Consider the following 24,085-nt stretch of genomic DNA (forward strand, 5'->3'; position numbering starts at 1 on the left):
TACCTGAGCTTGGGGCATATTTCACATATCTGCCCTGCCCTGCCGGATAGTAGTGGAACCGCCGTCCCGTCGGGCTTATGGGGAGAGACATGCACACGCCCATCCATTCCGGTCCTGACAGCGCCCTGACACGACTGGCCCCTACCGTGGCGCTGACGGCGCAGCAACTGCAACTGAAGAACGAAGTACTGGCTTTCTGCCGTGCCCACCGCACGGACCGGCACGCGCTATTCATTATTGAAGGCGATGCGGGAACCGGCAAAAGCCTGCTGCTCAATACGCTGTTTACGGCCATCCAGCAGGCCGCACGCGGGACTGATCGGCATGACCCGCTGCATGGCAGCGATAACCGGGGGCTGGTGAACCACCCGGAAATGATCAAGCTTTACCGCAATATTGCCGAAACCCAGCCCGCCCTGCGCAAGAAGGATTTCGAGCGCCCGACAACATTCATCAACCAGATGGTTGGCACGGACAGACGCGCCGATATCGTACTGGTGGATGAAGCCCATCTGCTCCTGACCCGCAGCGATCCCTATAACCGCTTCCGGCAGGATAACCAGTTGGAGGAGATCATACGTCATGCCCATGTTGTCGTGATCGTATTTGATGCAAGGCAGGTGCTGAAGTTCAAGAGCCTGTGGGACGATGCCACACTGGCCCGTCTGGTCGCGGGCTATCCGGTCGTAACCCGCAGGCTGGACCATCAGTTCCGCATGCACGCGAACCCCGATGTCATGGACTGGATACGCGCCCTGCGTGATGGCCGTCTTGCCTCCCTGCCCGCCCCGCAACATTTCGATTTCCGCATTTTTGACGATGCCCAATCCATGTACGAAGCCATAAGGCAGCGTAATGCGGAATTCGGCCTGTGCCGCATGCTGGCGACCTATGACTATCCCTATACCCTGAACGGGCGGGACCATTTCATTACCGAAGGCCGCTTTCACCTGCGCTGGGACCGCGCCATGCCACAGGCCCGCCTGCCGTGGGCTGAACGGCCCGATACGATTGACGAGGTGGGATCAGTCTACACCATTCAGGGTTTCGACCTGAATTATGCGGGCATCATACTTGGCCCATCCGTCACATATGACCCGACGGCAGACCGGATCGTGATCGATCCCGCCCGCTATGAGGACAGGGCCGCCTTTACCGGGCGTGACGGCATAACCAATCCGCCAGCAGTGATGGAACGGATCATCCTCAATTCCATCAATGTCCTTATGACGCGGGGTGTCAGGGGACTTTATATCTATGCCAGCGAACCCCGGCTGCATGCCCGGCTGGCGGCATTGTGGAAAACACGGCAGGCTGCCCGCACGGTGCAGCCTGCCGCCCCGTAAAAATCAGCCGCGCTGACCGATCCGCTTCAGGTAAGGCAGGATTTCCGGGCCGGATTCAATCGCATGCCCCAGTACGGTTTCGACCAGTTCCGCCAGACGGCGTGCGTCCAGTCCGGCCAGAGTCACGCTGAGATCGTGTTTTTCCTGATCCGACAGTTCTGGGGACTGGATGATGCGCCGTTCCACAGCCGCCTTCATGGCGTCGGTGGTGAAAGGCATGTCGATAATCTGGTCTTCGCTCATGGCCACATTCCTGCATGAATTATGTAATGCGGCCATCGTACGGGTTGGCTGCACACGGGCAACCACCCTGCACGCGATGCGGTTATGCGTTTGTCATCAGATCCCGATCGGGAACGGTTCAGCCCTGCTCGGCCTGTTCCATCGCGGCCATGCGGTGCAGGCGGGCGGTTTGGGAAAAGCCGCGCATTTCCTGCACGATGCCCTGTCGCTCCAGCCGACGCAGGCCAGTTGCGTAGCCGATTTCCTGCTTCAGTTGACCCAGCAGCATGTTGGCACGGCCCTGGAGCATTGTCTTCAAACGATCCATGTCATGTCTCCGGCAAGGGTAGTAAGAAACGCCGCTTCCTGCGCATGGCTGATAACAACATGACGCATGCGAAAACGCAACGATCAATGCATACCTGTCAGACATTTAATGCATACTGCGCTACTATCAGGCATTCGGGACGATCCGCACATCCCCGGAACCACACGGACAGAACGCCTGCGTCTGCCTCCTCAATCGCACATGGTCAGGATCATGATGGGCTGACTTCATGCCCTTTTCCCCGAGCCTGCAGGGAAAACAGGCACTTTGTCATAACAGAATGCAGACATGGAACTGCTCCCTTCCGCTCTGTTCGCCATGTCACCATGGCAGATGAAGGAACTGTCATGAACGCTTCCCGAGGGTGCGGCCTGTACTCATGCTTTCTTTGCGTTAAAGGAACGGGCGGTCATCTTCCCTTCCTCCCCTCAACATGCACAGCCATGAAACAGTCGGACAGTGCACTGGGACCTGATTGTTCTTCAGTCCGCGATGGATTGATGGGTACGCATGGGCGCGTCAGGAAACAGATGTTTGCGCAAAAATACCCCGCTGGCTGGCACGTCAGATATCAAGGCTGCGATTATCGACCACTTCCTTCATCACGAAAAACGTCCGTGTCTGTCGCACGCCCGGCAGGCTGATCAGTTTATGCCCGTGCAGGCGATTGAAATCCGCCATGTCGCGCACCCGAATTTTCAGGAAATAGTCGAAATCCCCCGCAACCAGATGACAGTCGATCACAATAGACAGGTTACGCGCGGCTTCCTCGAACGCTGCGAAACTTTCCGGTGTGGACCGATCCAGCACCACGCCCACCATGACCAGCGTGCCAAGGTTCATCTTCTGCGGGTTCAGGGTCGCGCGCACGCCAGTAATACATCCCAGCGCCAGCAGGCGCTGCACGCGGCGGTGACAGGTGGCCGGACTGATATTGACCCGTGTGGCGAGGTCCGCATTGGCCATGCGTCCGTCCGCCTGCAACAAGCGTAAAAGCCGCATATCCGTTCGGTCCAGCTCGACCCTTGTGGTGTTTTCTTCCATTATAAACCGTCTTTAAGGAACATATACCGCATAGTAATCATCATTTCAGAATTATATCGCCATAATTCCATTGAATATGAAAACACCCCTCATGCCTTGTCTGATACGCTCAGGCCACAATCATGATGCGAGGTTTTTCATGCTGTCCGCTTTTGAGCGTTATCCGCTGACCTTCGGCCCCACGCATATCGAACACCTCAAACGCCTGTCCGACCATCTCGGGGGCGATGTGCAGATCTATGCCAAGCGGGAAGACTGCAATTCCGGTCTTGCCTTTGGCGGCAACAAACTGCGCAAGCTGGAATACATCATTCCCGATGCCATCGCGTCGGGCGCCGATACACTGGTTTCCATCGGGGGCGTGCAGTCCAACCATACCCGTCTGGTCGCGGCCGTGGCGGCGAAAATCGGCATGAAGTGCCATGTGATACAGGAAAGCTGGGTTCCACATGATGATGCGGTTTATGACCGTGTGGGCAATATCCTGCTGACCCGGATCATGGGGGCGCAGGCGCAGCTTGTGGATGAAGGCTTTGACATCGGCATACGCGATAGCTGGTTACGGGCGCTGGAACAGGTCCGGGCCGAGGGCGGCAAACCCTACGCCATTCCTGCGGGTGCTTCGGTCCATAAATATGGCGGCCTGGGATATGTCGGCTTTGCGGAGGAAGTCCGCGCGCAGGAAGCGCAGATGGGTATCAAGTTCGACTTCATCGTCGTATGTACCGTAACCGGGTCCACCCATGCCGGCATGGTGGTCGGTTTTGCCGCCGATGGCCGCGCGCGCAACGTGATCGGCATCGATGCATCCTTCACCCCCGCACAGACAAAGGCGCAGGTTCTCGACATCGCGCAGAAAACTTCGACGCTGGTGAAAGGGCCGGAAATCTGCGGTGACGACATCGTCCTGATGGAAGACTACGCCTACCCTGCCTACGGTGTTCCCTCCAGGGAGACGGTAGAGGCCATTCGCCTTTCCGGCCGACTGGAAGGCATGATCACCGATCCGGTCTATGAGGGCAAATCCATGCAGGGCCTGATGGATCTGGTCAAAAAAGGCTTTTTCCCCAAGGGGGCGAAAGTGCTTTACGCCCATCTGGGCGGTGCCCCCGCCCTTAACGGCTACAGCTATACATTCCGCAATGGCTGAACGCTGACACCGCGCCGCCCCCCGGTCCCAAACGGGGCGGCGGTTACCCTCTCCGCGCCTGTGTGCCGTCATGCACCCGACGTGCCTTCAGCGCCGGATACGCCATGATTGCCTTTCCTTCGCAGCACCCCGGCCAGCCGGAAGCAGATTCCCGTGCTGAAGCTGTTTTTTGCATATCCGGAAACAGACTTATTCATCATACAGGACCGGACCCACGGAAAAATAACGGGTATTTCGGTCCGCATGAACATCCGCACACGTTTCCCCATCTATTCCGCGCCCGAACGGGCGACTGACCTGCTTGTCCATATCGTGGGCGTGGTCGGGCTTGGATATGGGGTGATCTGGCTGATTCATACCGCCATGCTGTCGCATTCCATGCTTGAGAAGGATGTGACGCTTCTTTACTGCGGCGGTATCCTTGGCACCTGCCTGTCCTCGGCAGCTTACAACTTCTGTCCACCATGCAGGCTCAAGGGTGGATTACAGCGCCTTGACCAGTCGATCATCTTCGTAGCGATCGCCGCGACCTATACGCCCTTCATCCTGCTGGATGGAAAGGGCTGGGCCAGCCAGTGGTTCTGTGGCGTGTTATGGGCCATGGCGCTGGCCGGGATTATAGCCAAGATGTGCTTTTTCACATGGTCCCGGCGGTTTCATGTGATCCCCTATCTGTGCGTGGCGTGGATCTTCTTCCTCTGCCCCGATCCGCAGGTATGGATGCTGCCTTCGCCTGCGTTTTTCCTGATTGTCCTCGGCCTGTTTTTCTACTGCATTGGCGTCGTGTTCTACATGCGCGCGGGCATGCCGTTTTCCAACGCGCTATGGCATGTGATGGTGGTGCTGGGCGCGGGCACGCATATGGCGGCGGTGGGAAGCATGCTGCTTCATTACACCCCACCGCGATAACCGCTCCGCCCCCTGACAGCGGGTGGTGTGGCCTAACGCCCGATCCGGCGCAGGGGCAGGCCCGCTTCCAGATGCTGTTCGATGACTTCCAGCGGCACATTGCGGGTTTCAGGCACCAGCAGAAGGGTGAAGAACAGGAACACCACATTCAGCGCGCTGAAGCCCGCAAATGTCCACCCCGCGCCCAGTACCGCCACGATGCTGAGGAACGTGTTGCTGACCGCCCAGTCCATGCCCCAGTTGGCCAGGGTGGAGCAGGCCACGCCAAAATCACGCCCCTCGATCGGCTGTATTTCCGAACATAGCGTCCAGACCAGCGGCCCCGCCCCAATGCCAAACCCGCCGACAAACACCAGAAGTGCGGCCATAAGGGAAAGCGTGGCGCCCATCCCCTGCAGGTGCAGCCCTTCAATCAGGCCCGCGCAGCCAAGGGCGGCTGCCATGGTAATGCAGCTTGCCGCCAGCAGCGGCCTGCGTCCCCAGCGCGAAACCAGAAAAATGGCCACGATACCCACCACGGCGTTGATGAGACCCACCAGAACCGTGGCCCATGCGGCGGCGGATGTACCGAAATGCGCCCCTTCCAGAATCTTGGGCGCGTAATACATGACCACATTGATGCCCGTAAGCTGCTGCATGACCTGCAGGCCGATACCCAGCGCGACCGACCGGCGAAAGAACGGCTGGCTGCGCAACAGGGCAAACCCACCCACCGGCTTACCCGCCCCCAGTTCATGGCGGATGTTGTCCAGTTCCCGGTCAGCCACCGCCACATCGCCACGCAGGCTGCGCAGCACGCTACGCGCCTCCTCAAACCGGCCACGGGCCGCAAGCCATGACGGGCTGGAAGGCAGGAGCGCACACCCCGCACACAGCAGGGCAGCCGGAATGACAGGCAGGCCGACCATAAGCCGCCAGTGTCCGCCACCGGAGAAAATCCCCCCCGCCAGATAACCCAGCAGAATGCCCGTGGACTGAAGCATGGAGAAGGTGGACACCATGGTTCCGCGCATCGACCCGCTGGTCAGTTCCGAAATATACAGTGGCGCGGTGAAGGTGCAGATGCCGATGGCCATCCCGATCAGGAACCGCCCCAGCAGGATCTGCCCGATGATCCCGGCCGTAGCGCATAACAGCGCCCCCACCCCAATCAGCAATGTGGCCGAACCCAGCGCCAGCCTGCGTCCGAATCGCTGTGAAAAGACCCCTGCCCCAAGCGACCCCAGAAGCGCGCCGACCATCAGCACCGACACGATCCATTCCTGCATGCGGGGCGTGGCATGAAAATCACGACCGATAAAGCCCAGTGCCTCGGCAATCAGGCCTGTATCCAGCCCCACCAGCAGGCCGGCGGATGCGGTGGTCAGGGCCGCGCGAAGCACCTTTCGCCCCTGCCCTGCTGGCACGGTATCCGTGGACGGCGCACCCGTGGCAGAGACGGACGACGTAGCTGGCTGTAACACGTTACTCTATCCCCTGAAGTGCGGCGCTGGACGGATCGGCACCGGTCAGGCCGGGTCCATAACCGATGCTAACGGGGATGATCCATGACACAACCCCGGATTCAGGCAGATTGTGTAGGCGTACGCATGTTGTGATAGATCATTTTTTCGGGTGAATACGCGCGGCGCATGCCAAGAACAGGACCACAAAGAGGCTTTGCAGCAATGGGATCACCTGCGGATACCACGCCACGCCTGCTGCCCGGTGAACGGGCCGGGCTGGCGTTATGTTCTGCCTTTCTATTATGGGCCAACTGGGTCACGCCGCTATGGGCTGATGATTACTGCCGGACCATGCCGCCCCATCTGGCCACGATCCTGCGCACCGTATGGGGCAATTACAATTTCTGGACCGGGCGCTGGTTCACTACGCTGGTGACATTTCTGTTCCTTGACCTGCACCAGTATGGCTCCCTTGCCGTCTTCGCCGTGCTGAATGCGGGAATCTTCGTTTTTCTGGTCCATGTCACGGTGGGTATGTGCCGCAGTGCCGCGGGCAACCCGCCCGTCCCCTCCGCCATTTTGGGACTGGCGCAGACCGTTCTGGTGTTTCTCATGCTGTGGTGGCTGCCCCGCACGATTGGCGAGGTCGCATTATGGAAGACCGGCGCAATAGGGTATCTGTGGCCCGTCGCGGGGGAAATCTGGGTACTGGCGCGTATCCTCTCCCGCCGCACGCATATGAATGCGGTGCAGTATGGGGTCGTATTCCTGATTGCGACTTTTCTGGAACCGCTTTCGCTGCTGCTGACGCTGTTTTTGACAGGTACCTGCATCCGGGCCTTCCGGCAGGGGCGTGCAGCGCCATGGGCCCTGCTGTGCAGTCATGCCGCGGGCACGCTGGTACTGGGCATGGCGCCGGGCAATTACGTACGTATGCGCACCATGCCGCCAAGCCCCCTGACCGACCGGCTGGATGGTCTGCTGGGTAATCTGGGCAGCCTGTTTGACCCGTTCTGGTTTCCCTTTGTGCTGCTTGTGGGACTTGGCCTGTTCATGGGCCGCAAGCACCTGCGCTTTCCTGACTGTCTGCGCGGGGGAAAGGGCTGGATGTTCGGGGTCATGGCAATGGCCTATATGGCATTGCTGCTCATGTTTCCGCGCGCAGCACTGGCGGCACGGCTGTCCTTCCCGGCCAGCGTGTTTCTGGCATGCTACCTGACATGTCTGCTGTTGCAGTGCCCGACGTTACCGGTCTTTCGCCGGATTACGGAATTATCCTGCATGGGCCTGATCGCCATGCATCTGGCCATTGTCATACCGGACCTGACCCTGCTGGCCCATATCAGCCATGACTGGGTGGCCAGCACGCGCGCACAGGTGGCGCAGGACCGCCCGGTCGTGCTGCGCCAGATCACCATGGGGCCACGGCACAAGCTGCTTTATGTTCGCAAGGATATCATTTTCGTCGGGATCAATCCCGATCCCCATAATTTCCTGACCGCATGCTTCGCGCAGGCCATGGGGGCATCTTCCGTCAGGGCTGTTCCCTGACGGAAGGAATACAGGCGTTTATTCGCCGTTACCATTGCCGCCGGGCGCGGAAGGCTGCGTCTGGGAACCGCCCTGTGTGGGCGCGCTGTCCTGCTGCTGGTTTTCCCTTGCTTCCTTGCGGGCATGATGGCGGCGCGCCATCCCGGCCGCGCACCCTGCGGCAGCGCCCCCCTTGCCGTGACCGCTGCCAATAAAATGACCGGCCACGCCACCCGCAACGGCTCCCTTTACGCAGCCGCCCGGCTCGGCCTGTGCGGCAAGCGGCAGGGCCATAAGGGTGACAGCGGCGAAGGCAGATACTGTGCGGCAAGAAATCATTTTATATTCCATAAAGTTAGTGTCTGCCGATGTTAACGGCAGGACAGTGCCCGGGTTCCCCCGTTCCGCGCCCACGGGGAATCAAGGGTGTATGGAAGAACGGCAGTCATGCGGGGGAAACGGTTGTCATAACAGGCGGTTTCTTACATCGTACCGGCCTTACGCAACCGGGAAAGAAACCATGAGCAAAGAACCGACAGACGCCATCCACGCTGCCCTGATCCATGCCGCCGCAACGCTGACCGCCGCGAAGAAGGATGTCATGGAAAAGGCATCCCCCGATGAGATCAAGAAGCACTTCAAGACCTTCCTCCATGCCATCGAAAGTGGCTGGCGCGAGCACGAATCAGCAGACCATCATCATTCCTGATCCGTTTCAGGCACGAAAAAGGGCGGTACCCGATCCGGGTGCCGCCCTTTTTTCATACCATCAGCCTTATCGGTGGCCGGTAAAGAACTGGCTCATGTCGCCCTTGGTATTGTGGCCCCATTTATCCAGCGTCTTGCCGGTATTCTGACCCCAGTTCTTCACGCTATCCCCGGCTTCCGCCGCTTTATGATCGGCCCTGTGGGCCGTGTCGGTAGTGGCATGGCCGGTTTCACGCGCCTTAAGCCTGACCTCGCATTCCGCATGGTCGGTCACGCCGTCGCACGTATCGGCCAGAACCGGTGTCAGCATCGCCACGTTCAGGCCTGCGCCGAACAGCCCCGCCAGAATCACCGTTTTTTTCATCATGCCTTACCGTCCTTTTTTCTGTCTACCGGGGCGCAGGGCGGACTGAACCACCCCACGGCACCGTGTCTGTAACAGGAACGCATAAAGGCAGGCGGGGTTGCCTCAGGCCCCGTTACGGAAGTCCAGCACGATACGACCCTGCACACGACCATGCTCGAGATTGTCGAAAATGGTGTTGATGTTTTCCAGCCTGTCCGTGCTGACCACAGTCGAGACCTTGCCATCCGCAAAGAAGGAAAGTGCTTCGATCATGTCGAGCCGCGTGCCCACAATCGAACCGCGCACGGTGGTGCCATTCATCACCATATCAAAAATGGACAGCGGGAAATCACCCGGCGGCAGGCCGTTGAGCACGATCGTTCCACCACGGCGGGCGTAACCGATGGCCTGCGTGAACGCCTTGTCCGATACTGCCGTCACCAGCACGCCATGCGTGCCGCCGGTATGCTTCTGGATACAGGCGACGGGGTCTTCCTTCAGCGCGTTTACGGTCACGCGCGCGCCCAGCTTGCGGGCTTCGTCCAGCTTTTCATCGCTGATATCGACCGCTGCAACATTCAGCCCCATGGCAACGGCATACTGGATCGCCATCTGCCCCAGACCACCCGCACCGGAAATGGCAACCCATTCCCCCGCCTTCGTGTCGGTCATTTTCAGGCCCTTGTATACCGTAAGCCCGGCGCACAGCACGGGGGCCGTGCGGATGGGGTCGATATCTCTGGGCAGATGGGCAACGTAATTCGGGTCAGCCACTACATATTCGGCAAAGCAGCCATTGACGGAATAGCCGGTATCTTCCTGCTTTTCACACAGCGTTTCCCATCCGCCCAGGCAGTGTTCGCAATGTCCGCAGGCCGAGTACAGCCAGGGAACGCCCACCACATCGCCGGTCTTGATCCAGTCCACGTCGGACCCGACCTCAACCACATGGCCGACCCCTTCATGTCCCGGAATAAAGGGCGGGTTGGGCTTGGTCGGCCAGTCACCGCGCGCGGCATGCAGGTCGGTATGGCACACGCCACAGGCATCGACCTTGACCAGTATCTGGTGCGGCCTGATCTGCGGAATGTCCAGTTCCTCGATCGTCAGCGGCTTGCCGAATTCCCGAACGACCGCCGCCTTCATCTTTCCAAGCATCTTGCACCTTCAGTTCCGATATCATGCCCCGGATACAGGGCCACATTACTAATCCACGTCGCCGGAACAGCCATGACAGCCACAGCGGCGGCTCGTTTCCTGCCCGCCAAGTGTCCCATTCCTGCCTGCGCGTCACCTTGATCTACGTCAGGCCCCTGCCCGCGCCCGGCGGGTAGCGGACATGCCATCCAGCCCACGCGCCAGATCGACGATCAGCAGTTCGCCTGCTTCCAGACCGATATGGAAACGGCATGCGGGCCCGTCCTGCGTGACCGACTGGCACGTGCGCGAAATGCCACCCGTGGTCGGCAGCACAAGGCTTTCATACCCGCCCCATGAGGCACCGATGCCAAACAGCGTAAGGCTGTCGATCATCGCCATAAGGTCCGCCCCGGTAAAGGCGGGGTCGAACACCACACCAAACAGCGACGACGCGCCGGTGAAATCCCGTTTCCAGTTCTCATGCCCCGGACATGACGGCAGCGCCGGGTGGAGAACGCGCGCCACCTCCGGTCGGGATTGCAGCCACAGCGCTACGGCAATGGCAGTAGCCGCCTGCCGTTCCTGCCGCACGCCCATGGTGCGCAGCCCGCGCAGGGTCAGCCAGCAGTCATCCGGTCCCGCCGTCTGGCCCGACTGGATGGCGGTATCGCGCAGCAGCCGCCAGTCCGCATCAGACGCCACGGTAACCGCGCCGATGATGGTGTCCGAATGACCAGCGGGATATTTGGTCAGGGCCTGCACCGATATATGCGCCCCAAGGGCGAACGGGTCGATCAGGCCAATGCCCCATGTATTATCCACGATCAGGCGGGCATCAAGCTGGCGGGCAACGCGACCCAGCATCCGCAGGTCCTGCACCTCGAACGAATGGCTGCCGGGGCTTTCGGCATAAATGACGCGGGTCGTGGGCCGGGCAAGGGCCAGCAGTTCGGATTCGGACGCCAGCGGGGGAAAATAGGTAATCTCCACCCCGAAGCGACGCAGCACCTTTTCGGCAAAACGGCGGGTGGGACCATAGACGGTATCGGACAGCAGGCAGTGATCCCCCGCCGCCAGACAGGCCAGCAGCGGCAGCGCGCAGGCGGCCAGGCCAGAGGGTACGATCTGCGCATGCGCCCCGCCCTCTATTGCAGCGATGACCTGTTCCAGCCGGTGCTGTACCGGGGTACCCATCGCGCCGTAAATCAGTTGCTCATCATCATAGCGTCGGTGTCCGGCTGCATCCATCGCCTCAAGGCTTGCGAACAGCACTGTGGACCCACGGGTGATCGGGGGATTGACGAAAACGCCCCCGTCCCCTTCCGGCCTGTCGCGCCCAAGCTGGACAAGGCGCGTGGACAGGTCGCGCCAGCCGCGCACCACGCTTTCAAGCAGGGCGGCAGGCACCGTAACGGCGTGATCGGTCATTTCAGGCATCCGTCCTATGCGCCCACGACAATGGGGGAATCCGGGGTGGATGCCCATTCGGCCCATGACCCGTCATAAACGGCAACTTTTTGCGCATCCATGCCCACATTGGCCAGCGCGAGCGCAATCATGCACGCCGTCATGCCACTGCCGCACGAGCAGGTGACGGACGTGCTGCTTTCAACTCCAAGCCGCGCGAAAATATCCCTGAGTGTGTCAGCAGGCAGGAAACGGCCCTTGTCATCCAGCAGTTCGGGATAGGGCAGGCTGCGCGCACCGGGCATATGACCCGACTGTATCCCCGCCCGGGGTTCCGGGTCGCGCCCTTCAAAGCGGTTGCGGCTGCGTGCATCCAGGATCAGTCCCGACACCCGCCCTTCCACTATATCCAGCACATCGCCCGTCCCCCGCAGGCGGCCGTAGCGCGGGCGGCTGACAAAACGGGCGGGAGCAGTCAGATCCGGCCCGGTTTCCAGCGGCAGGCCAGCACTTTTCCATGCGGGCAGTCCCCCTTCGAGAACCTGCACCCTGTCATGCCCGAACAGGGTGGTCAGCCACCATGCGCGTGCGGCGCACGCCATGCCGTCCTGATCGTAGAAGACGATGCGCCTGTCATTGGCCATGCCGCGTTCGGTCGCCAGCGCCGCAAAGCGGGCCTGCCCCGGAATGGTATGCGGCAGGGGGGAATCCGGGTCGGAAAACTGGTCGATATCAAAACGCACCGCCCCGGCGATATGACCGTTGGCAAAACGCTGCTGCGGGTCGAACGCCTGCCCCGGCAGCGCCATGCTGGCATCGAGCACAAGGACATTGTCGTGTTGCATGGCCTGCGCCAGATCGGTGGCTGAGATCAGCGGATGCATACCTTCTCCCGGTCCTTAGGAATTGTCATTTCGCCAACAGGGTGCAGCATAGCGCGCATGAACGAAAGTCCTGAACATTTGTCTTTTGTTTCCACACGCGAGGGGGTACGTCAGCCATATGGTCGAACGTATCATGATGGGCTTGATGCTGGGCGGGATCGCATTTGGCTGCGTCCTGATCCTGTATCCGTTTATGACCGCCCTTCTGTGGGCGGCGATCCTGACCTTTGCCACATGGCCGGTCTTCATGCGGCTGCGGCGCGACATGTCCCTGCTGCCTGCGGCACTGGTCATGACGCTGCTATGCGCGCTGGTTCTGGTGGTGCCACTGGTTATCGTGGTGTCGAGCAGCATTGCCGATGTACCGGCCACCCTGCAGTATCTGGTCGATGCGGTGGGCGCGCTGCACCTGCCGCCGCTGCCCGCGCGGGTTACGCATATTCCGCATTTCGGCCCTGAAATTGCACAGAAATGGCAGAAATGGTCGGTTGACGTCGGCAGCATAGACGAAGTGGTCCGCCCCTATGCCGGGCGGATCGGGCAGTCCGCGCTGCGGGCCATGATGCAGATGGCAAGCGGGCTGGCCCATCTGGCCATGGCGCTGTTCATCTCCTTCTTCTTCTGGCTGGGCGGGGATGCGCTGGGCAATACCTTCGTCGCCGTGGTGCGCCGCATTGCGGGCAGCTATGCCGACCGGATACTGGGAATCGTGGGGCGAACCATCCGCGGCACGGTCTACGGTATCCTTGGCACGGCCATCATACAGGGAATCCTGACCGGAATCGGCTTCGCCATCGCCGGGATTTCCAGCCCGGTCCTGCTGGGTGCGATCACCGCCTTCATCGCGGTGCTGCCCATTGGCGCGCCACTGATCTGGATTCCCGCGGCCGTGTTCCTGCTGCTCAGCCATCATCCGGGCTGGGGCATCTTCCTGCTGCTGTATGGCACGATCATCGTTTCCGGCGCGGACCATGTCATCCGTCCCATGTTCATCGCGCGCGGGGCGCAGATGCCCTATCTGCTGACCGTGCTGGGTGTGCTGGGCGGGGTGCTGACATTCGGCGGGCTTGGCATTTTTCTTGGCCCCGTCCTGATCGGCGTGGGCTATACCCTGACTGCCGAATTCGCGGCGGGTGATCCCCGGTTGAAAGACCCCATCCCAGACGAAATACGCGAGCCGTTTACCGAACCATGATCCTAGCCCGTCCCTATCTCCGCCTTTCGTCCACCCCGCCGCTACACGGTGCGGTGCCACGACCTGAACTGACCCCGCCCAGACGTGAGGACGGTGCGCTCAAGATCGTAAGCTGGAACCTGCTGCGCCGCATCGGGGCCACCGCGCGCGACGTGATCGACCTGATCCGCGCCGAACGGCCCGACCTGCTGCTGATGCAGGAAGCTACGGTGGAAATCGATGCGCTGCCCACGCTGATTGGCGGCCACTACGCCCGCGCGCCGCTGCCCGGACGCATCCATGGTCTGGCGTGCTGGAGTCCATGGCCCTTCGCACGCCAGCCGCTGGCCTGCACCCTGCCCGCTGGCACCGTGTTCCGCCGTGTAGCGCAGGTGGTGGAATGTCGTTCGCTGGTGGTGGCCAATGTCCACCTGTCCCACGGGCAGCTTCTGAACCGGCGGCAGTTGCGCCGCGTGGTACAGCTTCTGCCGCATCAGGCCGCCATACTGGGGGATTTCAATCAGGTAGGCCCGGCCCTGATCCGTCATTTTCAGGATGTCGGACCACGCGCGCCCACGCACCGCATGGCCGATATGCTGCCCATCAGGCTGGACCGCTGCCTTGTACGCGGCCTGACCTGCACCGAGCGGCATGTGATCGAAAACTATGCCTCCGATCACCGGCCCATATCGGTCATGCTGCGCCCGTCGGGCGACCGGCGCTAGAGATACGGCAGGAAAAGCCGGGCCGCCGCATCCCGCAGCTTACGCGGGAAGGAACGCCGGTCCAGATCATGATGTGTCAGGCGCACATGCCGGTGGATGCTGATGAAATCATCAATCGAACCGGCCAGCGCATCATCATAGGATTCGAGGTTGATCTCGAAATTGAGGCGCAGGCTGCGCACATCAAGGTTGGAACTGCCCACGAACGACCAGTGCCGGTCAACCACCATAAGCTTGGAATGATTGAAGGGCGGCCGCGCCAGCCATATGCGGCATCCCGAATCCAGAAAACGCGGCAGGTTGGCTGAACGCGCCCAGTCCAGCAGCGTATGATTGCTGTGCCACGGCACCACAATATCCACCTCGATCCCACGCAGGGACGCCAGCGCCAGTTCGGTCAGGAACCGGTCATCAGGCAGGAAATAGGGTGTCATGAGCCGGACGTTGTGCCGTGCCAGCGCAATGGCTTGCAACATCGTATATTCGATTTTTTCCAGATCCAGATCCGGCCCCGCGGTAACGATGCGGCTTAATGTCGGTCCGTGGCTGGCCTGGGGCGGGAAGAAGATATCGGCCCGCAGTTCTTCGCCGCGCGTAAAGGACCAGTCCCGCGCGAAGGCTTCGCTCAACTGGTGAACCACCGGCCCCGCCAGTTCAAAATGCGTATCCGACACCAGATGCCGGGGATGGGAGGAGGCGATGTTTTCCTCCCCTATGTTCAACCCGCCCATGAAACCCGTGCTACCATCCACCACCAGTATTTTCTTGTGGTCGCGCATGTTGATGAACGGCATGCGCCACGGCAGCATGGAATGCATGAACCGCCCGACCGGCACCCCGGCACGCCGCAATATGCGTTCCACGCCGCAATGGAAGTAACCAGATCCCACCCCATCCACCAGCACCCGCACCTGCACGCCGCGCCTGTGGGCTGCAATCAGCGCATCACAGAACTGCCGACCGATCCGGTCGGCACGAAAGATGTAGGAACACAGCAGCACGCTGCGTTGCGCGCCATTGATGGTGGCAAGCATGCGGGGATAGACCGTATCGCCATCATGCATCGGGATAACCGCATTGCCGCTGAGCAGCGGACGGCCAGTCAGTTTGCCCACCATGGAGGCCAGAGGCGCGAATACGCCCTCCTCCTCCCTGCGCCATTGCGATGACGTGGTGCGGCTGTGCCATGGGTGCTGCCCCACCAGACGGCGGGCGCGACGATGCACGCGGTTGATGCCGAACATGGAATACAGTGCGCCACCGGTCAGCGGCATGAGCACCGTTACGCCAATCCACCCGATCGAAGCCCCGACATCGCGCTTGGTCAGCAGGACATGGACCATCACCACGGCGATAATGCACACGCGAACCACAAGCAGGGAAAAATCCCATATGGTGAGGGAATGAAAGATCATGTCACATATCCTGCCATGGCCGCGCATCGATACCCGGCCCTGAAACCTGCTATCCGGCTTTCCATACCTTATCTGCCGGATATTCCCCACCCGCGCCACCGCACGGAATGGATGGCGTGAGCCGCAATGGCGATGGCGGCCTTCCCACACCCCGTCAACGGCGGGGCAGACGGGCCTTTGCCGATGGCATGGCGGCGGAACAGGCCGCAATAGCAGCCCTGCGCATGGAGGGATGGGAAATCCTGCTGCATCGCGCGCGCACCCGCTGGGGTGAAATCGATCTTGTGGCGCTGCGTGGGGGATGTCTTGTGTTTATCGAAGTCAAGGCCCGCCCATCCCTGCTGGCCGCAGGGGAAGCCATCCGCCCGTCACAGGTCACGCGCATCATGAATGCGGCGCAGTTCCTGTGCGCGGCCAATCCGCACTGGGTTTATGACAGCGTCCGCTTCGATGTGTGTGCGGTACTGCCGGGCAATGTCATTGAATGGATACCGGACGCCTTCCGGCAGTTCTGATGAACTGCCCGGATCAGGTACGATGCCGGGCCGGTGCCGTGTGGGTATGACGGGAAGATGCTGCCGCATGCGGATGGTAGACGATGCTATGCACCATCGTATGTCGCGTTGTGGCGGCAGAGCCATGGTGTGCTGCCAGCACGACCGGCGCATGTCCACCCGAGCGGGTAGTGGTGTGATAGACCACATGACGTACCGGCGGCGGCGGCGCGATCAGCGCGCCGAGTGTAAGGCGGTCGGCCTCGCTTTCCGTCACGGCGTGGGTCCGTGCGTGGGCCGGGGTAGTGATGCTTCCGATCAGACCTGCGCCAAGCAGCAGCATAGTAGCAAAACGCAAGTCGCCGTATCGCATTCGGCCCATCTCCAGATTTTCAAACCAAGAGGAAGCTAGGCGAAAGAATGCCGTCTACGCAAGCGATGTTATGACCAAAATACAAAACGGGCGGAACATTTCTGTCCCGCCCGTCCGGTATCGTGCCGTGCTGCCCCGATATCAGGCAGTCGCGGTCGCGATGCCCTTCTCGGTCAGCAGCTTTTCAAGCTCGCCGGTCTGGTACATCTCGGTCACGATGTCGCACCCACCAATGAACTCGCCCTTGATGTAAAGCTGCGGCACGGTCGGCCAGTTGGAGAATTCCTTGATGCCCTGACGCAGTTCCGGATCTTCCAGAACGTTCGCGGTCTTGAAGGGCACACCCATGTGCTTGAGCACCTGCACCACGCGCGCGGAAAAACCGCACTGCGGGAAGGTGGCGTCACCCTTCATGTAGAGCATGACGGGATTCGCGTCGATCTGCGCCTGAATGCGCTGTGCGATTGTTTCGGCCATGATTTGGTTTCCTGGTTTGGGAATGGATAATGATCCGTTCAGGCTCAGTCCGGGGTCTGTGTCTGCAATGCCAGCGCATGAAGCTTGCCGCCCATGTGCCCCTGCAATGCATCATAGACAAGCTGATGCTGCCGCACGCGCGTCAGGCCGCGGAACGCGGCACTGACAACGCGGCAGGCATAATGGTCCCCATCGCCCGCCAGATCGTCAATCGTAATCTTCGCATCCGGCAGGGCTTCACGGATATAGGTCTCGATTTCCTGCGCCGTCATTGCCATCTGGCTTTAAACTCCTGCCCTATCGGTCCATCAGTCGCGGAAAGAATTCGGTATGAACCGCAACCAGACGTGCCTTGGATATTGTGGAACCATTGGGCAATGTCAAACCCTCGCCCCCTGAACGGCCCAGCCTGCGGCATGGAACATCCGCTGCAGCCGCCAGATCGGCCAGTGCCTGCCCGTCGCGCACCGCCACGATGTAACGAGACTGGTCCTCACCAAACCAGAACGCTTCAGGCCGCATGCCCGATTGCGGGCTTTCCAGCACGCAACCCGCCTGCCCGGCCATGACCATTTCCGCCACGGCAACCAGAATACCGCCATCAGCCACGTCATGACAGGCGATAACAGTGCCGTTCTGGATCAGGCCGCGCACGAAATCGCCATTGCGCCGTTCCGCTGCAAGGTCAAGCGTGGGCGGTTCGCCATCCTGGCTGCCCAGTATCTCACGCAGCCAGATCGACTGGCCAAGCTGGCCCTTCGTCTCGCCCAGCATCATGATGTCGCAGCCATCGGGCATTTCCAGACCGACCGCCGTGCGCACGTCCTCCAGCACGCCAAGGCCACCAATGGCCGGGGTCGGCAGAATGGACTGGGACGTGCCGTCCGGCGCACGCGTCTCGTTATAAAGCGAGACATTGCCACTGACGACCGGGAAATCCAGCGCGCGGCACGCATCACCCATACCGGCGATGGCATCGACAAACTGGCCCATCACTTCCGGCTTTTCAGGTGAGCCGAAGTTCAGGTTGTCCGTTACCGCCAGCGGGCGCGCACCCGTCGCGGTAATGTTGCGCCATGCCTCCGCCACGGCCTGCGCACCACCAAGGCGTGCGTCGGCGCGGCAGTAACGCGGGGTGCAGTCCGTGGTCAGCGCAAGACCCAGATCGGTATCTTCCACCTTGACGATGGCGGCATCGGCGGCACCCGGCCTGCGCACCGTCTGGCCGCCAACCGTGCTGTCATACTGGTTGTACACCCAGGCACGCGACGCCAGATCCGGACAGCCGATCAGCCGGATCAGCGCCTGTTCGATACCTACCGGGTCGATGATCGGCTCCATCGGCTGAGGCTTCTGCGCCGGTGCCGTCGGACGGTGATAGACCGGGGCCTGATCGGCCAGCGGCGCCAGCGGAATCTCCGCCTCGATCTCGCCCTTGTGCCGGATCACGATGTTGCCGGTATCGGTCAGATGGCCGATGACCGCGAAATCCAGTTCCCATTTATCGAAAATGGCGCGCGCCTGTTCCGTGCGGTCGGGACGCAGCACGATCAGCATGCGTTCCTGACTTTCGGACAGCATCATTTCATATGCCGTCATCCCGCGCTCGCGCTGGGGCACGTTATCAAGGTCAAGGTCGATGCCGACACCACCCTTGCCCGCCATTTCGACGGAGGATGAGGTCAGGCCCGCAGCACCCATGTCCTGAATGGCCACGATCGCATCGGTCGCCATCAGTTCAAGGCAGGCTTCGATCAGCAGCTTTTCGACAAAGGGGTCCCCCACCTGCACGGTGGGACGCTTGGCCAGCGCGTCTTCATCAAATTCCGACGAGGACATGGTCGCACCATGAATCCCGTCACGCCCGGTTTTCGAACCGACATAGATGACAGGATTGCCGATTCCCGCCGCCGCCGACAGGAAGATGCGGTCCTGCCGTGCAACACCGACCGTCATGGCGTTAACCAGCGGATTGCCGTCATAGGCCGGGTGGAAATTGATTTCCCCGCCCACGGTCGGCACGCCGACGCAGTTGCCATAACCACCCACGCCACGCACCACGCCATCAACGATGCGGCGGGTCTGCGGGTTATTGGGATCGCCAAAACGCAGGGCGTTCAGGTTGGCGACAGGCCGCGCGCCCATGGTGAACACGTCACGCAGGATGCCGCCCACGCCGGTCGCCGCCCCCTGATAGGGTTCGATGAAGGAGGGGTGGTTATGGCTTTCCATCTTGAAGATGGCGGCCAGTCCCTGCCCGATATCGACCACGCCCGCATTTTCACCGGGGCCGTGGATGACCCACGGGGCCTTTGTCGGCAGGGTTTTGAGGAACGCACGCGACGATTTGTACGAACAGTGCTCGGACCACATGACCGAGAAAATGCCCAGTTCCGTAAACGTGGGCGTGCGGCCCATGATCGACAGGACGTTGCCGTATTCTTCCGCCGTCAGGCCGAATTCGCGGGCCAGCGCCTCGTCAACGGGCCGTTGTGCCTTTGCGCTCATCCGACCAGTGCCTCCACAAGCCCCGTAAACAGGGGTTTACCATCCTCGCCGCCCATCAGCGGATCAACCAGATCCTCCGGATGGGGCATCATGCCGCAGATACGCAGGTTTTCGCTGAACACACCCGCAATGGCGTTCATCGAGCCATTGGGATTGAGCTGCGGATCCCCCGCGTCCATCCGTCCGTTTTCCGCCACGTAGCGGAAGGCCACGCGACCGCTGTCTTCCAGCGCGCGAATGGTTTCGGCCTCGGCAATGTAATTGCCATCGCCATGCGCCATGGGGGTACGGAACACGTCGCCTTTGGCCCAATGGCGGGTAAACGGCGTATTGTCACGCTCGACGCGCAGGAAGCAGTCCTGCGACAGAAAACGCAGCGCCGCGTTACGCAGCAGCGCACCGGGCAGAAGCTGCGCTTCCGTCAGGATCTGGAAACCGTTGCACACGCCAAGGATATGCCCGCCCCTGTTCGCGTATTCGCGGATGGCCGTCATGATCGGGGCGTGGGCCGCCATCGCGCCACAGCGCAGGTAGTCGCCATAGCTGAAGCCACCGGGCAGGACCACAAGGTCCACCCCGGCGGGCAGCGCGGTATCACGGTGCCACACCATAACGGGGGCCTGCCCGGTCACACCACGCAGCGCGATCGCCATGTCGCGTTCGCGGTTGGTGCCGGGGAAAACTACAATCGCCGCCTTCATTTGCTGCCGCCGCAGGGATAGGATTCGTGCAGTGCGGTGAACACGACCTCGCCCGCCGGGCGGCTCAGCCCGTCGCGATGGTCCTTCATCCAGCTTACGACCTTGCCGCGCATGTCCGCGATCGGTGTTGCGGGCGCGATGCAGAAGGCCGCGACATCCTTGGTGTCCTTTTCGGCATTCCGCTCGAACAGGTGCGCCAGGGCCGCGGAATCCGCGATGCCGGAAATGTAGGCATCACATACACCAGCGCTCGCGGCCTTGGTGCACAGCGATCCAAGCTGCGTGCCATCCAGCCGCGACACCCGCTGGGCGTACGCCTGCGCCACCGGCATGCTCGCTGCCATGGCGCAGGCCAGGGCAAGAAGGCGGGCGGTTTTCATCCAATGACCTCCGTCACGAAGTCCTCGATCACAAGGTTGGCCAGCAGCCCGCGCGCCATGGCGTCGGCCTGCGCGCGGGCGCGTTCACGATCGGTCTCATCCACTTCCAGCTCGATCACGCGGCCGATACGGACTTCCCCCACATTGCCGAAATCCAGCACATGCAGCGCATGTTCCACGGCCTTGCCCTGCGGGTCGAGCACGCCTTCCTTCAGCATGACGGTCACGCGTACCTTCATTGCATTACCTCCGGTCCCTTCATGTCGGAATTCGTGGCCTCGGGCAGGATACCCAGGCGCATCGCAACTTCCTGATATGCTTCTTCAACCTTGCCCATGTCCTTGCGGAAACGGTCCTTGTCCAGCTTTTCGCTGGTCTTGGCATCCCACAGGCGGCAGTTATCGGGCGAGATTTCGTCAGCCAGAACGATACGCATGTTGTCGCCCTCGAACAGGCGGCCGAATTCCAGCTTGAAATCGACAAGGATGATGCCGATGCCCATGAACAGGCCGCACAGGAAGTCGTTCACGCGCATGCTCAGCGCCACGATGTCTTCCATGTCATGCGGGCAGGCCCAGCCGAAGGCGGTGATGTGTTCCTCACTCACCATCGGGTCGTTCAGGGCGTCGTTCTTGTAATAGTATTCGATGATCGGACGCGGCAGGCGCGTGCCTTCCTGAATGCCCAGCCGCTGTGTCAGGCTGCCTGCGGCCACGTTGCGCACCACGACTTCCAGCGGGATGATCTCGACTTCACGGATCAGTTGCTCGCGCATGTTCAGGCGGCGGATGAAGTGGGTGGGAATCCCGATATCATGCAGCCGCAGCATCAGGTGTTCGCTGATACGGTTGTTCAGCACACCCTTGCCGGTGATGATGCCCTTTTTCGCGCCGTTGCCGGCGCTGGCGTCATCCTTGAAATACTGCACGAGGGTCCCGGGTTCGGGCCCCTCGAAAAGGATTTTGGCTTTTCCTTCGTAAAGCTGACGGCGGCGGCCCATACTCGTCCTTCACATAACGCTGCGGGGACGGGCCGGGAGCGGCCCCTCCCCTGATCTGTAGGATCTGCTGTCGGCATGATCCCGAATGATGCGCATGCCATAGCAGCGATCCGGTCGGGAAGATACCATTTACCTTGCCTGCGCGCCCGATGCGTCAAGATCGACCGGGCTGTAGCCCACCCGGTCAGGTGCGCCCGCGGCAAAAAACCATGACCTGCGGCTGTCCACCGCCACACCAATGGCCGATGAACTGCATGTGCCAAAACCCGAACGCGGGGGAATGTTGATCTCGCTGCCTGCCGGTAGCGAACGGTCGGCCAGCAGGGTGGTCCACTGCGTCCATTCCGGCGGCACCGGGCGCGCGGCGGCGCGGAAACGCGGCAGGTGGCGGTGGATGCGCGGCATGGCCATGTCATCGGGATCGGTCGTGGCGACCATATGCACGCCCGGTTCAAGCCCTTCCACCTGCGGCTGGCCGTAGCCCGGCCCCCGGATGAAAAAGGCGTCCGTCCGGTCCGCCACGATCATGTTGAACGATCGCCATGCCCCGGCGTCGATCTGGCCGATATGGGCCACGGCTTCCCGCGCGGTGGAAAAGCGCCCCGCCATGAGGGGAAGCGCCCCGCGCGAGTTCTTGCCCGGCGCGGGGCCAAGACTGCCCACGCGGTTCATGATCCCCGCGACCACACCTGCATCATTAAGGGTCAGCCAGGACCCACCGGCGACCTCGTCCTGCCCGCCGATGACATCGGGCTGGTCGGCCCAGTGCCGTGCGGGCGGCAGCCATGGCCGGTCGAGACGTTCATCACGATTGGCCGCCAGCAGTAGCGGCCATTCCTGCTGTGGATCGTGGGAGATGACGACTGTGCACACGCCTCGGTATCCTGTGCTGTTGTTCCCTATCCGCAGGCGGGATCAGGTCCGCGCGGGGCCTGTCTCGCCAAAGACGCGGGTATAGGTGTGGTCGATCATGCGCAGGTGGGATGCGCTGTCCATGGCGGCGTCCAGAACCTCCGGCGCGACGCGTCCGGCCACTTCCGGGTCCGCGGCAAGGTTCTCACGGAAGGTCCGGCCATCCTTGTGGCCCAGCCGGGTCCATGTCGCCATCGCGTTACGCTGGACGATACGGTAGGCATCCTCGCGCAGGATTCCCGCACGCGCAAGCGCCAGCAGCACTTCGCCCGAATGCACCACCCCGCCAAGGCTGTCGATATTGGCCTGCATCTGCTCGGGATAGATCACCAGCTTTTCCATCATGCCCGCAAGGCGCATGAGGGCGAAATCAAGGCCGATCGTGCCATCGGGGCAGATGTTACGCTCGACGGAGGAATGGCTGATGTCGCGTTCATGCCACAGCGCCACGTTCTCCAGCGCAGGAATGACGTGCGAACGCACAAGGCGTGCCAGCCCCGTCAGGTTTTCCGACAGCACGGGGTTGCGCTTGTGCGGCATGGCCGACGAGCCCTTCTGCCCCTTGTGGAAGAATTCTTCCGCTTCGCGCACTTCGGAACGCTGAAGGTGACGCACTTCGGTCGCCAGACGCTCGATCCCGCTGGCGATCACGGCCAGTGCGCAGAAATAGGCGGCATGCCGGTCGCGCGGGATGACCTGCGTGGACACATCCTCGGGCTTCAGCCCGAGTTTTTCCGCCACATATTCCTCAACGCGCGGGTCGATATGGGCATATGTGCCCACCGCGCCCGAAATGGCGCAGACCGCGATTTCGGCACGCGCGCGGACCAGCCGTTCGCGGTTGCGGGCGAATTCAGCATAATGGCCCGCAAGCTTCAGACCGAACGATGTCGGTTCGGCATGGATGGCGTGGCTGCGGCCGATGGTCAGGGTATGCTTGTGTTCAAACGCACGCCGCTTCAGCGCCGCCAGCACGGCATCGACATCTTCCAGAAGCAGGTCGGTCGCCTGCACCATCTGCACCGACAGGCAGGTGTCGAGTACGTCGGACGATGTCATGCCCAGATGCACGAAACGGCTGTCCGGTCCGATCTTTTCAGCAAGCCATGTCAGGAACGCGATGACATCGTGACGGGTTTCGGCCTCGATCTCGTCAATACGGTCCAGATCGGCCTGCGAAAAGGCGGCCATGGCGGCATCGCCCTTCGTGCGGATGGTCCGGGCGGATTCGGCGGGAATCGCGCCATATTCCGCCATCGCCTCGCAGGCCAGGGCCTCGATTTCGAACCAGATGCGGTAGCGGTTCTCAGGGGACCAGATGGCGGCCATGACGGGGCGGGTATAGCGCGGTACCATGTTCTCAGGCTTCCTCACGTAGCGACACAATCGGGATCAGGCCGCTTTCCTACCCAATTCTGTTGCGTGCGTCTCCCTTAATTCACGTCCGATCCATCATGAAGGCGATCA

28 protein-coding genes are annotated in these 24,085 nt (G+C 61.5%); 8 read left to right on the forward strand and 20 right to left on the reverse strand.

The genetic code is table 11. The features are described from left to right. Positions 1-89: 89 nt before the first annotated feature. Positions 90-1,346 (forward strand): DUF2075 domain-containing protein, encoded by a 1,257-nt coding sequence (locus KSAC_RS04520; RefSeq protein ID WP_132304457.1) that lies wholly within the window; start codon positions 90-92, stop codon positions 1,344-1,346. Between the two features lie 3 nt (positions 1,347-1,349). Here the strand turns inward: KSAC_RS04520 and KSAC_RS04525 are convergent, their stop codons facing one another. The 3 genes from KSAC_RS04525 to KSAC_RS04535 form a co-directional block, all read right to left on the reverse strand. After that, complete coding sequence (locus KSAC_RS04525) at positions 1,350-1,589, reverse strand: hypothetical protein (protein ID WP_102323442.1); 240 nt, start codon at positions 1,587-1,589, stop codon at positions 1,350-1,352. 118 nt (positions 1,590-1,707) lie between these two features. Continuing rightward, positions 1,708-1,896, reverse strand: coding sequence for a CsbD family protein (locus KSAC_RS04530; RefSeq protein ID WP_102323441.1), 189 nt, complete (start codon positions 1,894-1,896; stop codon positions 1,708-1,710). A 564-nt stretch (positions 1,897-2,460) separates the two neighbouring features. Then, positions 2,461-2,940, reverse strand: a complete 480-nt coding sequence (locus tag KSAC_RS04535; RefSeq protein ID WP_110548047.1) for an Lrp/AsnC family transcriptional regulator — start codon at positions 2,938-2,940, stop codon at positions 2,461-2,463. A gap of 139 nt (positions 2,941-3,079) precedes the next feature. Between KSAC_RS04535 and KSAC_RS04540 the strand changes: the two genes are divergently transcribed. Further along, entirely contained in the window at positions 3,080-4,090 is a 1,011-nt protein-coding gene (locus KSAC_RS04540; protein WP_132304459.1) for a 1-aminocyclopropane-1-carboxylate deaminase, read from the forward strand. A 243-nt stretch (positions 4,091-4,333) separates the two neighbouring features. After that, positions 4,334-4,999: a PAQR family membrane homeostasis protein TrhA gene (gene trhA, locus KSAC_RS04545; protein WP_132304461.1), complete on the forward strand. Its 666-nt coding sequence runs from the start codon at positions 4,334-4,336 to the stop codon at positions 4,997-4,999. 32 nt (positions 5,000-5,031) lie between these two features. On the opposite strand, the gene KSAC_RS04550 is transcribed toward trhA, so the two are convergent. Further along, positions 5,032-6,462, reverse strand: coding sequence for a sugar porter family MFS transporter (locus KSAC_RS04550; RefSeq protein ID WP_243705314.1), 1,431 nt, complete (start codon positions 6,460-6,462; stop codon positions 5,032-5,034). 204 nt (positions 6,463-6,666) lie between these two features. Between KSAC_RS04550 and KSAC_RS04555 the strand changes: the two genes are divergently transcribed. Next, on the forward strand, positions 6,667-7,995 hold the full coding sequence (locus KSAC_RS04555) for a DUF6056 family protein (RefSeq protein ID WP_132304463.1): 1,329 nt from the start codon (positions 6,667-6,669) through the stop codon (positions 7,993-7,995). Positions 7,996-8,013: 18 nt separating this feature from the next. Here the strand turns inward: KSAC_RS04555 and KSAC_RS04560 are convergent, their stop codons facing one another. Further along, positions 8,014-8,313, reverse strand: coding sequence for a hypothetical protein (locus KSAC_RS04560; protein WP_102323436.1), 300 nt, complete (start codon positions 8,311-8,313; stop codon positions 8,014-8,016). Positions 8,314-8,494: 181 nt separating this feature from the next. On the opposite strand from KSAC_RS04560, the gene KSAC_RS04565 reads away from it, so the two are divergent. After that, positions 8,495-8,683, forward strand: coding sequence for a hypothetical protein (locus tag KSAC_RS04565; RefSeq protein WP_102323435.1), 189 nt, complete (start codon positions 8,495-8,497; stop codon positions 8,681-8,683). A 66-nt stretch (positions 8,684-8,749) separates the two neighbouring features. On the opposite strand, the gene KSAC_RS04570 is transcribed toward KSAC_RS04565, so the two are convergent. From KSAC_RS04570 to KSAC_RS04585, 4 genes are all read right to left on the reverse strand, one after another. Then, entirely contained in the window at positions 8,750-9,049 is a 300-nt protein-coding gene (locus KSAC_RS04570) for a hypothetical protein (RefSeq protein WP_243705315.1), read from the reverse strand. A gap of 102 nt (positions 9,050-9,151) precedes the next feature. Beyond that, on the reverse strand, positions 9,152-10,186 hold the full coding sequence (gene adhP, locus KSAC_RS04575) for an alcohol dehydrogenase AdhP (protein WP_110548043.1): 1,035 nt from the start codon (positions 10,184-10,186) through the stop codon (positions 9,152-9,154). Positions 10,187-10,333: 147 nt separating this feature from the next. Next, positions 10,334-11,596 (reverse strand): cystathionine beta-lyase, encoded by a 1,263-nt coding sequence (gene metC / locus KSAC_RS04580; protein WP_132304465.1) that lies wholly within the window; start codon positions 11,594-11,596, stop codon positions 10,334-10,336. 14 nt (positions 11,597-11,610) lie between these two features. Continuing rightward, on the reverse strand, positions 11,611-12,459 hold the full coding sequence (locus KSAC_RS04585; RefSeq protein ID WP_110548041.1) for a sulfurtransferase: 849 nt from the start codon (positions 12,457-12,459) through the stop codon (positions 11,611-11,613). Between the two features lie 118 nt (positions 12,460-12,577). On the opposite strand from KSAC_RS04585, the gene KSAC_RS04590 reads away from it, so the two are divergent. Both KSAC_RS04590 and KSAC_RS04595 read left to right on the forward strand, forming a co-directional pair. Next, on the forward strand, positions 12,578-13,654 hold the full coding sequence (locus KSAC_RS04590; RefSeq protein WP_102323431.1) for an AI-2E family transporter: 1,077 nt from the start codon (positions 12,578-12,580) through the stop codon (positions 13,652-13,654). Next, entirely contained in the window at positions 13,651-14,358 is a 708-nt protein-coding gene (locus KSAC_RS04595; RefSeq protein WP_102323430.1) for an endonuclease/exonuclease/phosphatase family protein, read from the forward strand. Before KSAC_RS04590 ends, KSAC_RS04595 begins: the two co-directional genes overlap by 4 nt. On the opposite strand, the gene KSAC_RS04600 is transcribed toward KSAC_RS04595, so the two are convergent. After that, on the reverse strand, positions 14,355-15,773 hold the full coding sequence (locus KSAC_RS04600) for a phospholipase D-like domain-containing protein (protein WP_102323429.1): 1,419 nt from the start codon (positions 15,771-15,773) through the stop codon (positions 14,355-14,357). The two genes, KSAC_RS04595 and KSAC_RS04600, sit on opposite strands and share 4 nt — an antisense overlap. Before the next feature lie 188 nt (positions 15,774-15,961). Between KSAC_RS04600 and KSAC_RS04605 the strand changes: the two genes are divergently transcribed. Then, positions 15,962-16,288 (forward strand): YraN family protein, encoded by a 327-nt coding sequence (locus KSAC_RS04605; RefSeq protein WP_110548051.1) that lies wholly within the window; start codon positions 15,962-15,964, stop codon positions 16,286-16,288. A gap of 13 nt (positions 16,289-16,301) precedes the next feature. Here the strand turns inward: KSAC_RS04605 and KSAC_RS04610 are convergent, their stop codons facing one another. From KSAC_RS04610 to purB, 10 genes are all read right to left on the reverse strand, one after another. Continuing rightward, positions 16,302-16,640, reverse strand: a complete 339-nt coding sequence (locus KSAC_RS04610; protein WP_174234110.1) for a hypothetical protein — start codon at positions 16,638-16,640, stop codon at positions 16,302-16,304. 141 nt (positions 16,641-16,781) lie between these two features. Beyond that, a complete protein-coding gene (grxD, locus tag KSAC_RS04615) occupies positions 16,782-17,117 on the reverse strand; it encodes a Grx4 family monothiol glutaredoxin (protein ID WP_102323427.1) in 336 nt (111 codons plus the stop codon). A 44-nt stretch (positions 17,118-17,161) separates the two neighbouring features. Beyond that, a complete protein-coding gene (locus KSAC_RS04620) occupies positions 17,162-17,395 on the reverse strand; it encodes a BolA family protein (protein ID WP_102323426.1) in 234 nt (77 codons plus the stop codon). A 19-nt stretch (positions 17,396-17,414) separates the two neighbouring features. Continuing rightward, entirely contained in the window at positions 17,415-19,625 is a 2,211-nt protein-coding gene (gene purL / locus KSAC_RS04625) for a phosphoribosylformylglycinamidine synthase subunit PurL (protein ID WP_132304467.1), read from the reverse strand. Continuing rightward, on the reverse strand, positions 19,622-20,326 hold the full coding sequence (gene purQ, locus KSAC_RS04630) for a phosphoribosylformylglycinamidine synthase subunit PurQ (RefSeq protein ID WP_132304469.1): 705 nt from the start codon (positions 20,324-20,326) through the stop codon (positions 19,622-19,624). The genes purL and purQ overlap by 4 nt, the downstream gene beginning before the upstream one ends. Further along, positions 20,323-20,706: a Rap1a/Tai family immunity protein gene (locus tag KSAC_RS04635; protein ID WP_102323423.1), complete on the reverse strand. Its 384-nt coding sequence runs from the start codon at positions 20,704-20,706 to the stop codon at positions 20,323-20,325. The genes purQ and KSAC_RS04635 overlap by 4 nt, the downstream gene beginning before the upstream one ends. After that, positions 20,703-20,945 (reverse strand): phosphoribosylformylglycinamidine synthase subunit PurS, encoded by a 243-nt coding sequence (purS, locus tag KSAC_RS04640; protein ID WP_132304471.1) that lies wholly within the window; start codon positions 20,943-20,945, stop codon positions 20,703-20,705. Before purS ends, KSAC_RS04635 begins: the two co-directional genes overlap by 4 nt. Continuing rightward, positions 20,942-21,706: a phosphoribosylaminoimidazolesuccinocarboxamide synthase gene (purC, locus tag KSAC_RS04645; RefSeq protein WP_102323421.1), complete on the reverse strand. Its 765-nt coding sequence runs from the start codon at positions 21,704-21,706 to the stop codon at positions 20,942-20,944. The genes purS and purC overlap by 4 nt, the downstream gene beginning before the upstream one ends. Positions 21,707-21,835: 129 nt before the next feature. Then, entirely contained in the window at positions 21,836-22,579 is a 744-nt protein-coding gene (locus KSAC_RS04650) for an NRDE family protein (protein WP_102323420.1), read from the reverse strand. Between the two features lie 42 nt (positions 22,580-22,621). After that, on the reverse strand, positions 22,622-23,974 hold the full coding sequence (gene purB / locus KSAC_RS04655; protein ID WP_132304473.1) for an adenylosuccinate lyase: 1,353 nt from the start codon (positions 23,972-23,974) through the stop codon (positions 22,622-22,624). Positions 23,975-24,085: the final 111 nt, after the last annotated feature.

The sequence above is a fragment of the Komagataeibacter saccharivorans genome, assembly GCF_004348195.1.
GTDB lineage: Bacteria > Pseudomonadota > Alphaproteobacteria > Acetobacterales > Acetobacteraceae > Komagataeibacter > Komagataeibacter saccharivorans.

Coding starts and splice junctions, on each gene's coding strand:
- KSAC_RS04520 (WP_132304457.1), top strand. CDS start 90: ATGCACACGCCCATCCATTCCGGTCCTGACAGCGCCCTGACACGACTG.
- KSAC_RS04525 (WP_102323442.1), bottom strand. CDS start 1,589: ATGAGCGAAGACCAGATTATCGACATGCCTTTCACCACCGACGCCATG.
- KSAC_RS04530 (WP_102323441.1), bottom strand. CDS start 1,896: ATGGATCGTTTGAAGACAATGCTCCAGGGCCGTGCCAACATGCTGCTG.
- KSAC_RS04535 (WP_110548047.1), bottom strand. CDS start 2,940: ATGGAAGAAAACACCACAAGGGTCGAGCTGGACCGAACGGATATGCGG.
- KSAC_RS04540 (WP_132304459.1), top strand. CDS start 3,080: ATGCTGTCCGCTTTTGAGCGTTATCCGCTGACCTTCGGCCCCACGCAT.
- trhA (WP_132304461.1), top strand. CDS start 4,334: ATGAACATCCGCACACGTTTCCCCATCTATTCCGCGCCCGAACGGGCG.
- KSAC_RS04555 (WP_132304463.1), top strand. CDS start 6,667: ATGGGATCACCTGCGGATACCACGCCACGCCTGCTGCCCGGTGAACGG.
- KSAC_RS04560 (WP_102323436.1), bottom strand. CDS start 8,313: ATGATTTCTTGCCGCACAGTATCTGCCTTCGCCGCTGTCACCCTTATG.
- KSAC_RS04565 (WP_102323435.1), top strand. CDS start 8,495: ATGAGCAAAGAACCGACAGACGCCATCCACGCTGCCCTGATCCATGCC.
- KSAC_RS04570 (WP_243705315.1), bottom strand. CDS start 9,049: ATGATGAAAAAAACGGTGATTCTGGCGGGGCTGTTCGGCGCAGGCCTG.
- adhP (WP_110548043.1), bottom strand. CDS start 10,186: ATGCTTGGAAAGATGAAGGCGGCGGTCGTTCGGGAATTCGGCAAGCCG.
- metC (WP_132304465.1), bottom strand. CDS start 11,596: ATGACCGATCACGCCGTTACGGTGCCTGCCGCCCTGCTTGAAAGCGTG.
- KSAC_RS04585 (WP_110548041.1), bottom strand. CDS start 12,459: ATGCATCCGCTGATCTCAGCCACCGATCTGGCGCAGGCCATGCAACAC.
- KSAC_RS04590 (WP_102323431.1), top strand. CDS start 12,578: ATGGTCGAACGTATCATGATGGGCTTGATGCTGGGCGGGATCGCATTT.
- KSAC_RS04595 (WP_102323430.1), top strand. CDS start 13,651: ATGATCCTAGCCCGTCCCTATCTCCGCCTTTCGTCCACCCCGCCGCTA.
- KSAC_RS04600 (WP_102323429.1), bottom strand. CDS start 15,773: ATGATCTTTCATTCCCTCACCATATGGGATTTTTCCCTGCTTGTGGTT.
- KSAC_RS04605 (WP_110548051.1), top strand. CDS start 15,962: ATGGCGGCGGAACAGGCCGCAATAGCAGCCCTGCGCATGGAGGGATGG.
- KSAC_RS04610 (WP_174234110.1), bottom strand. CDS start 16,640: ATGCGATACGGCGACTTGCGTTTTGCTACTATGCTGCTGCTTGGCGCA.
- grxD (WP_102323427.1), bottom strand. CDS start 17,117: ATGGCCGAAACAATCGCACAGCGCATTCAGGCGCAGATCGACGCGAAT.
- KSAC_RS04620 (WP_102323426.1), bottom strand. CDS start 17,395: ATGGCAATGACGGCGCAGGAAATCGAGACCTATATCCGTGAAGCCCTG.
- purL (WP_132304467.1), bottom strand. CDS start 19,625: ATGAGCGCAAAGGCACAACGGCCCGTTGACGAGGCGCTGGCCCGCGAA.
- purQ (WP_132304469.1), bottom strand. CDS start 20,326: ATGAAGGCGGCGATTGTAGTTTTCCCCGGCACCAACCGCGAACGCGAC.
- KSAC_RS04635 (WP_102323423.1), bottom strand. CDS start 20,706: ATGAAAACCGCCCGCCTTCTTGCCCTGGCCTGCGCCATGGCAGCGAGC.
- purS (WP_132304471.1), bottom strand. CDS start 20,945: ATGAAGGTACGCGTGACCGTCATGCTGAAGGAAGGCGTGCTCGACCCG.
- purC (WP_102323421.1), bottom strand. CDS start 21,706: ATGGGCCGCCGCCGTCAGCTTTACGAAGGAAAAGCCAAAATCCTTTTC.
- purB (WP_132304473.1), bottom strand. CDS start 23,974: ATGGTACCGCGCTATACCCGCCCCGTCATGGCCGCCATCTGGTCCCCT.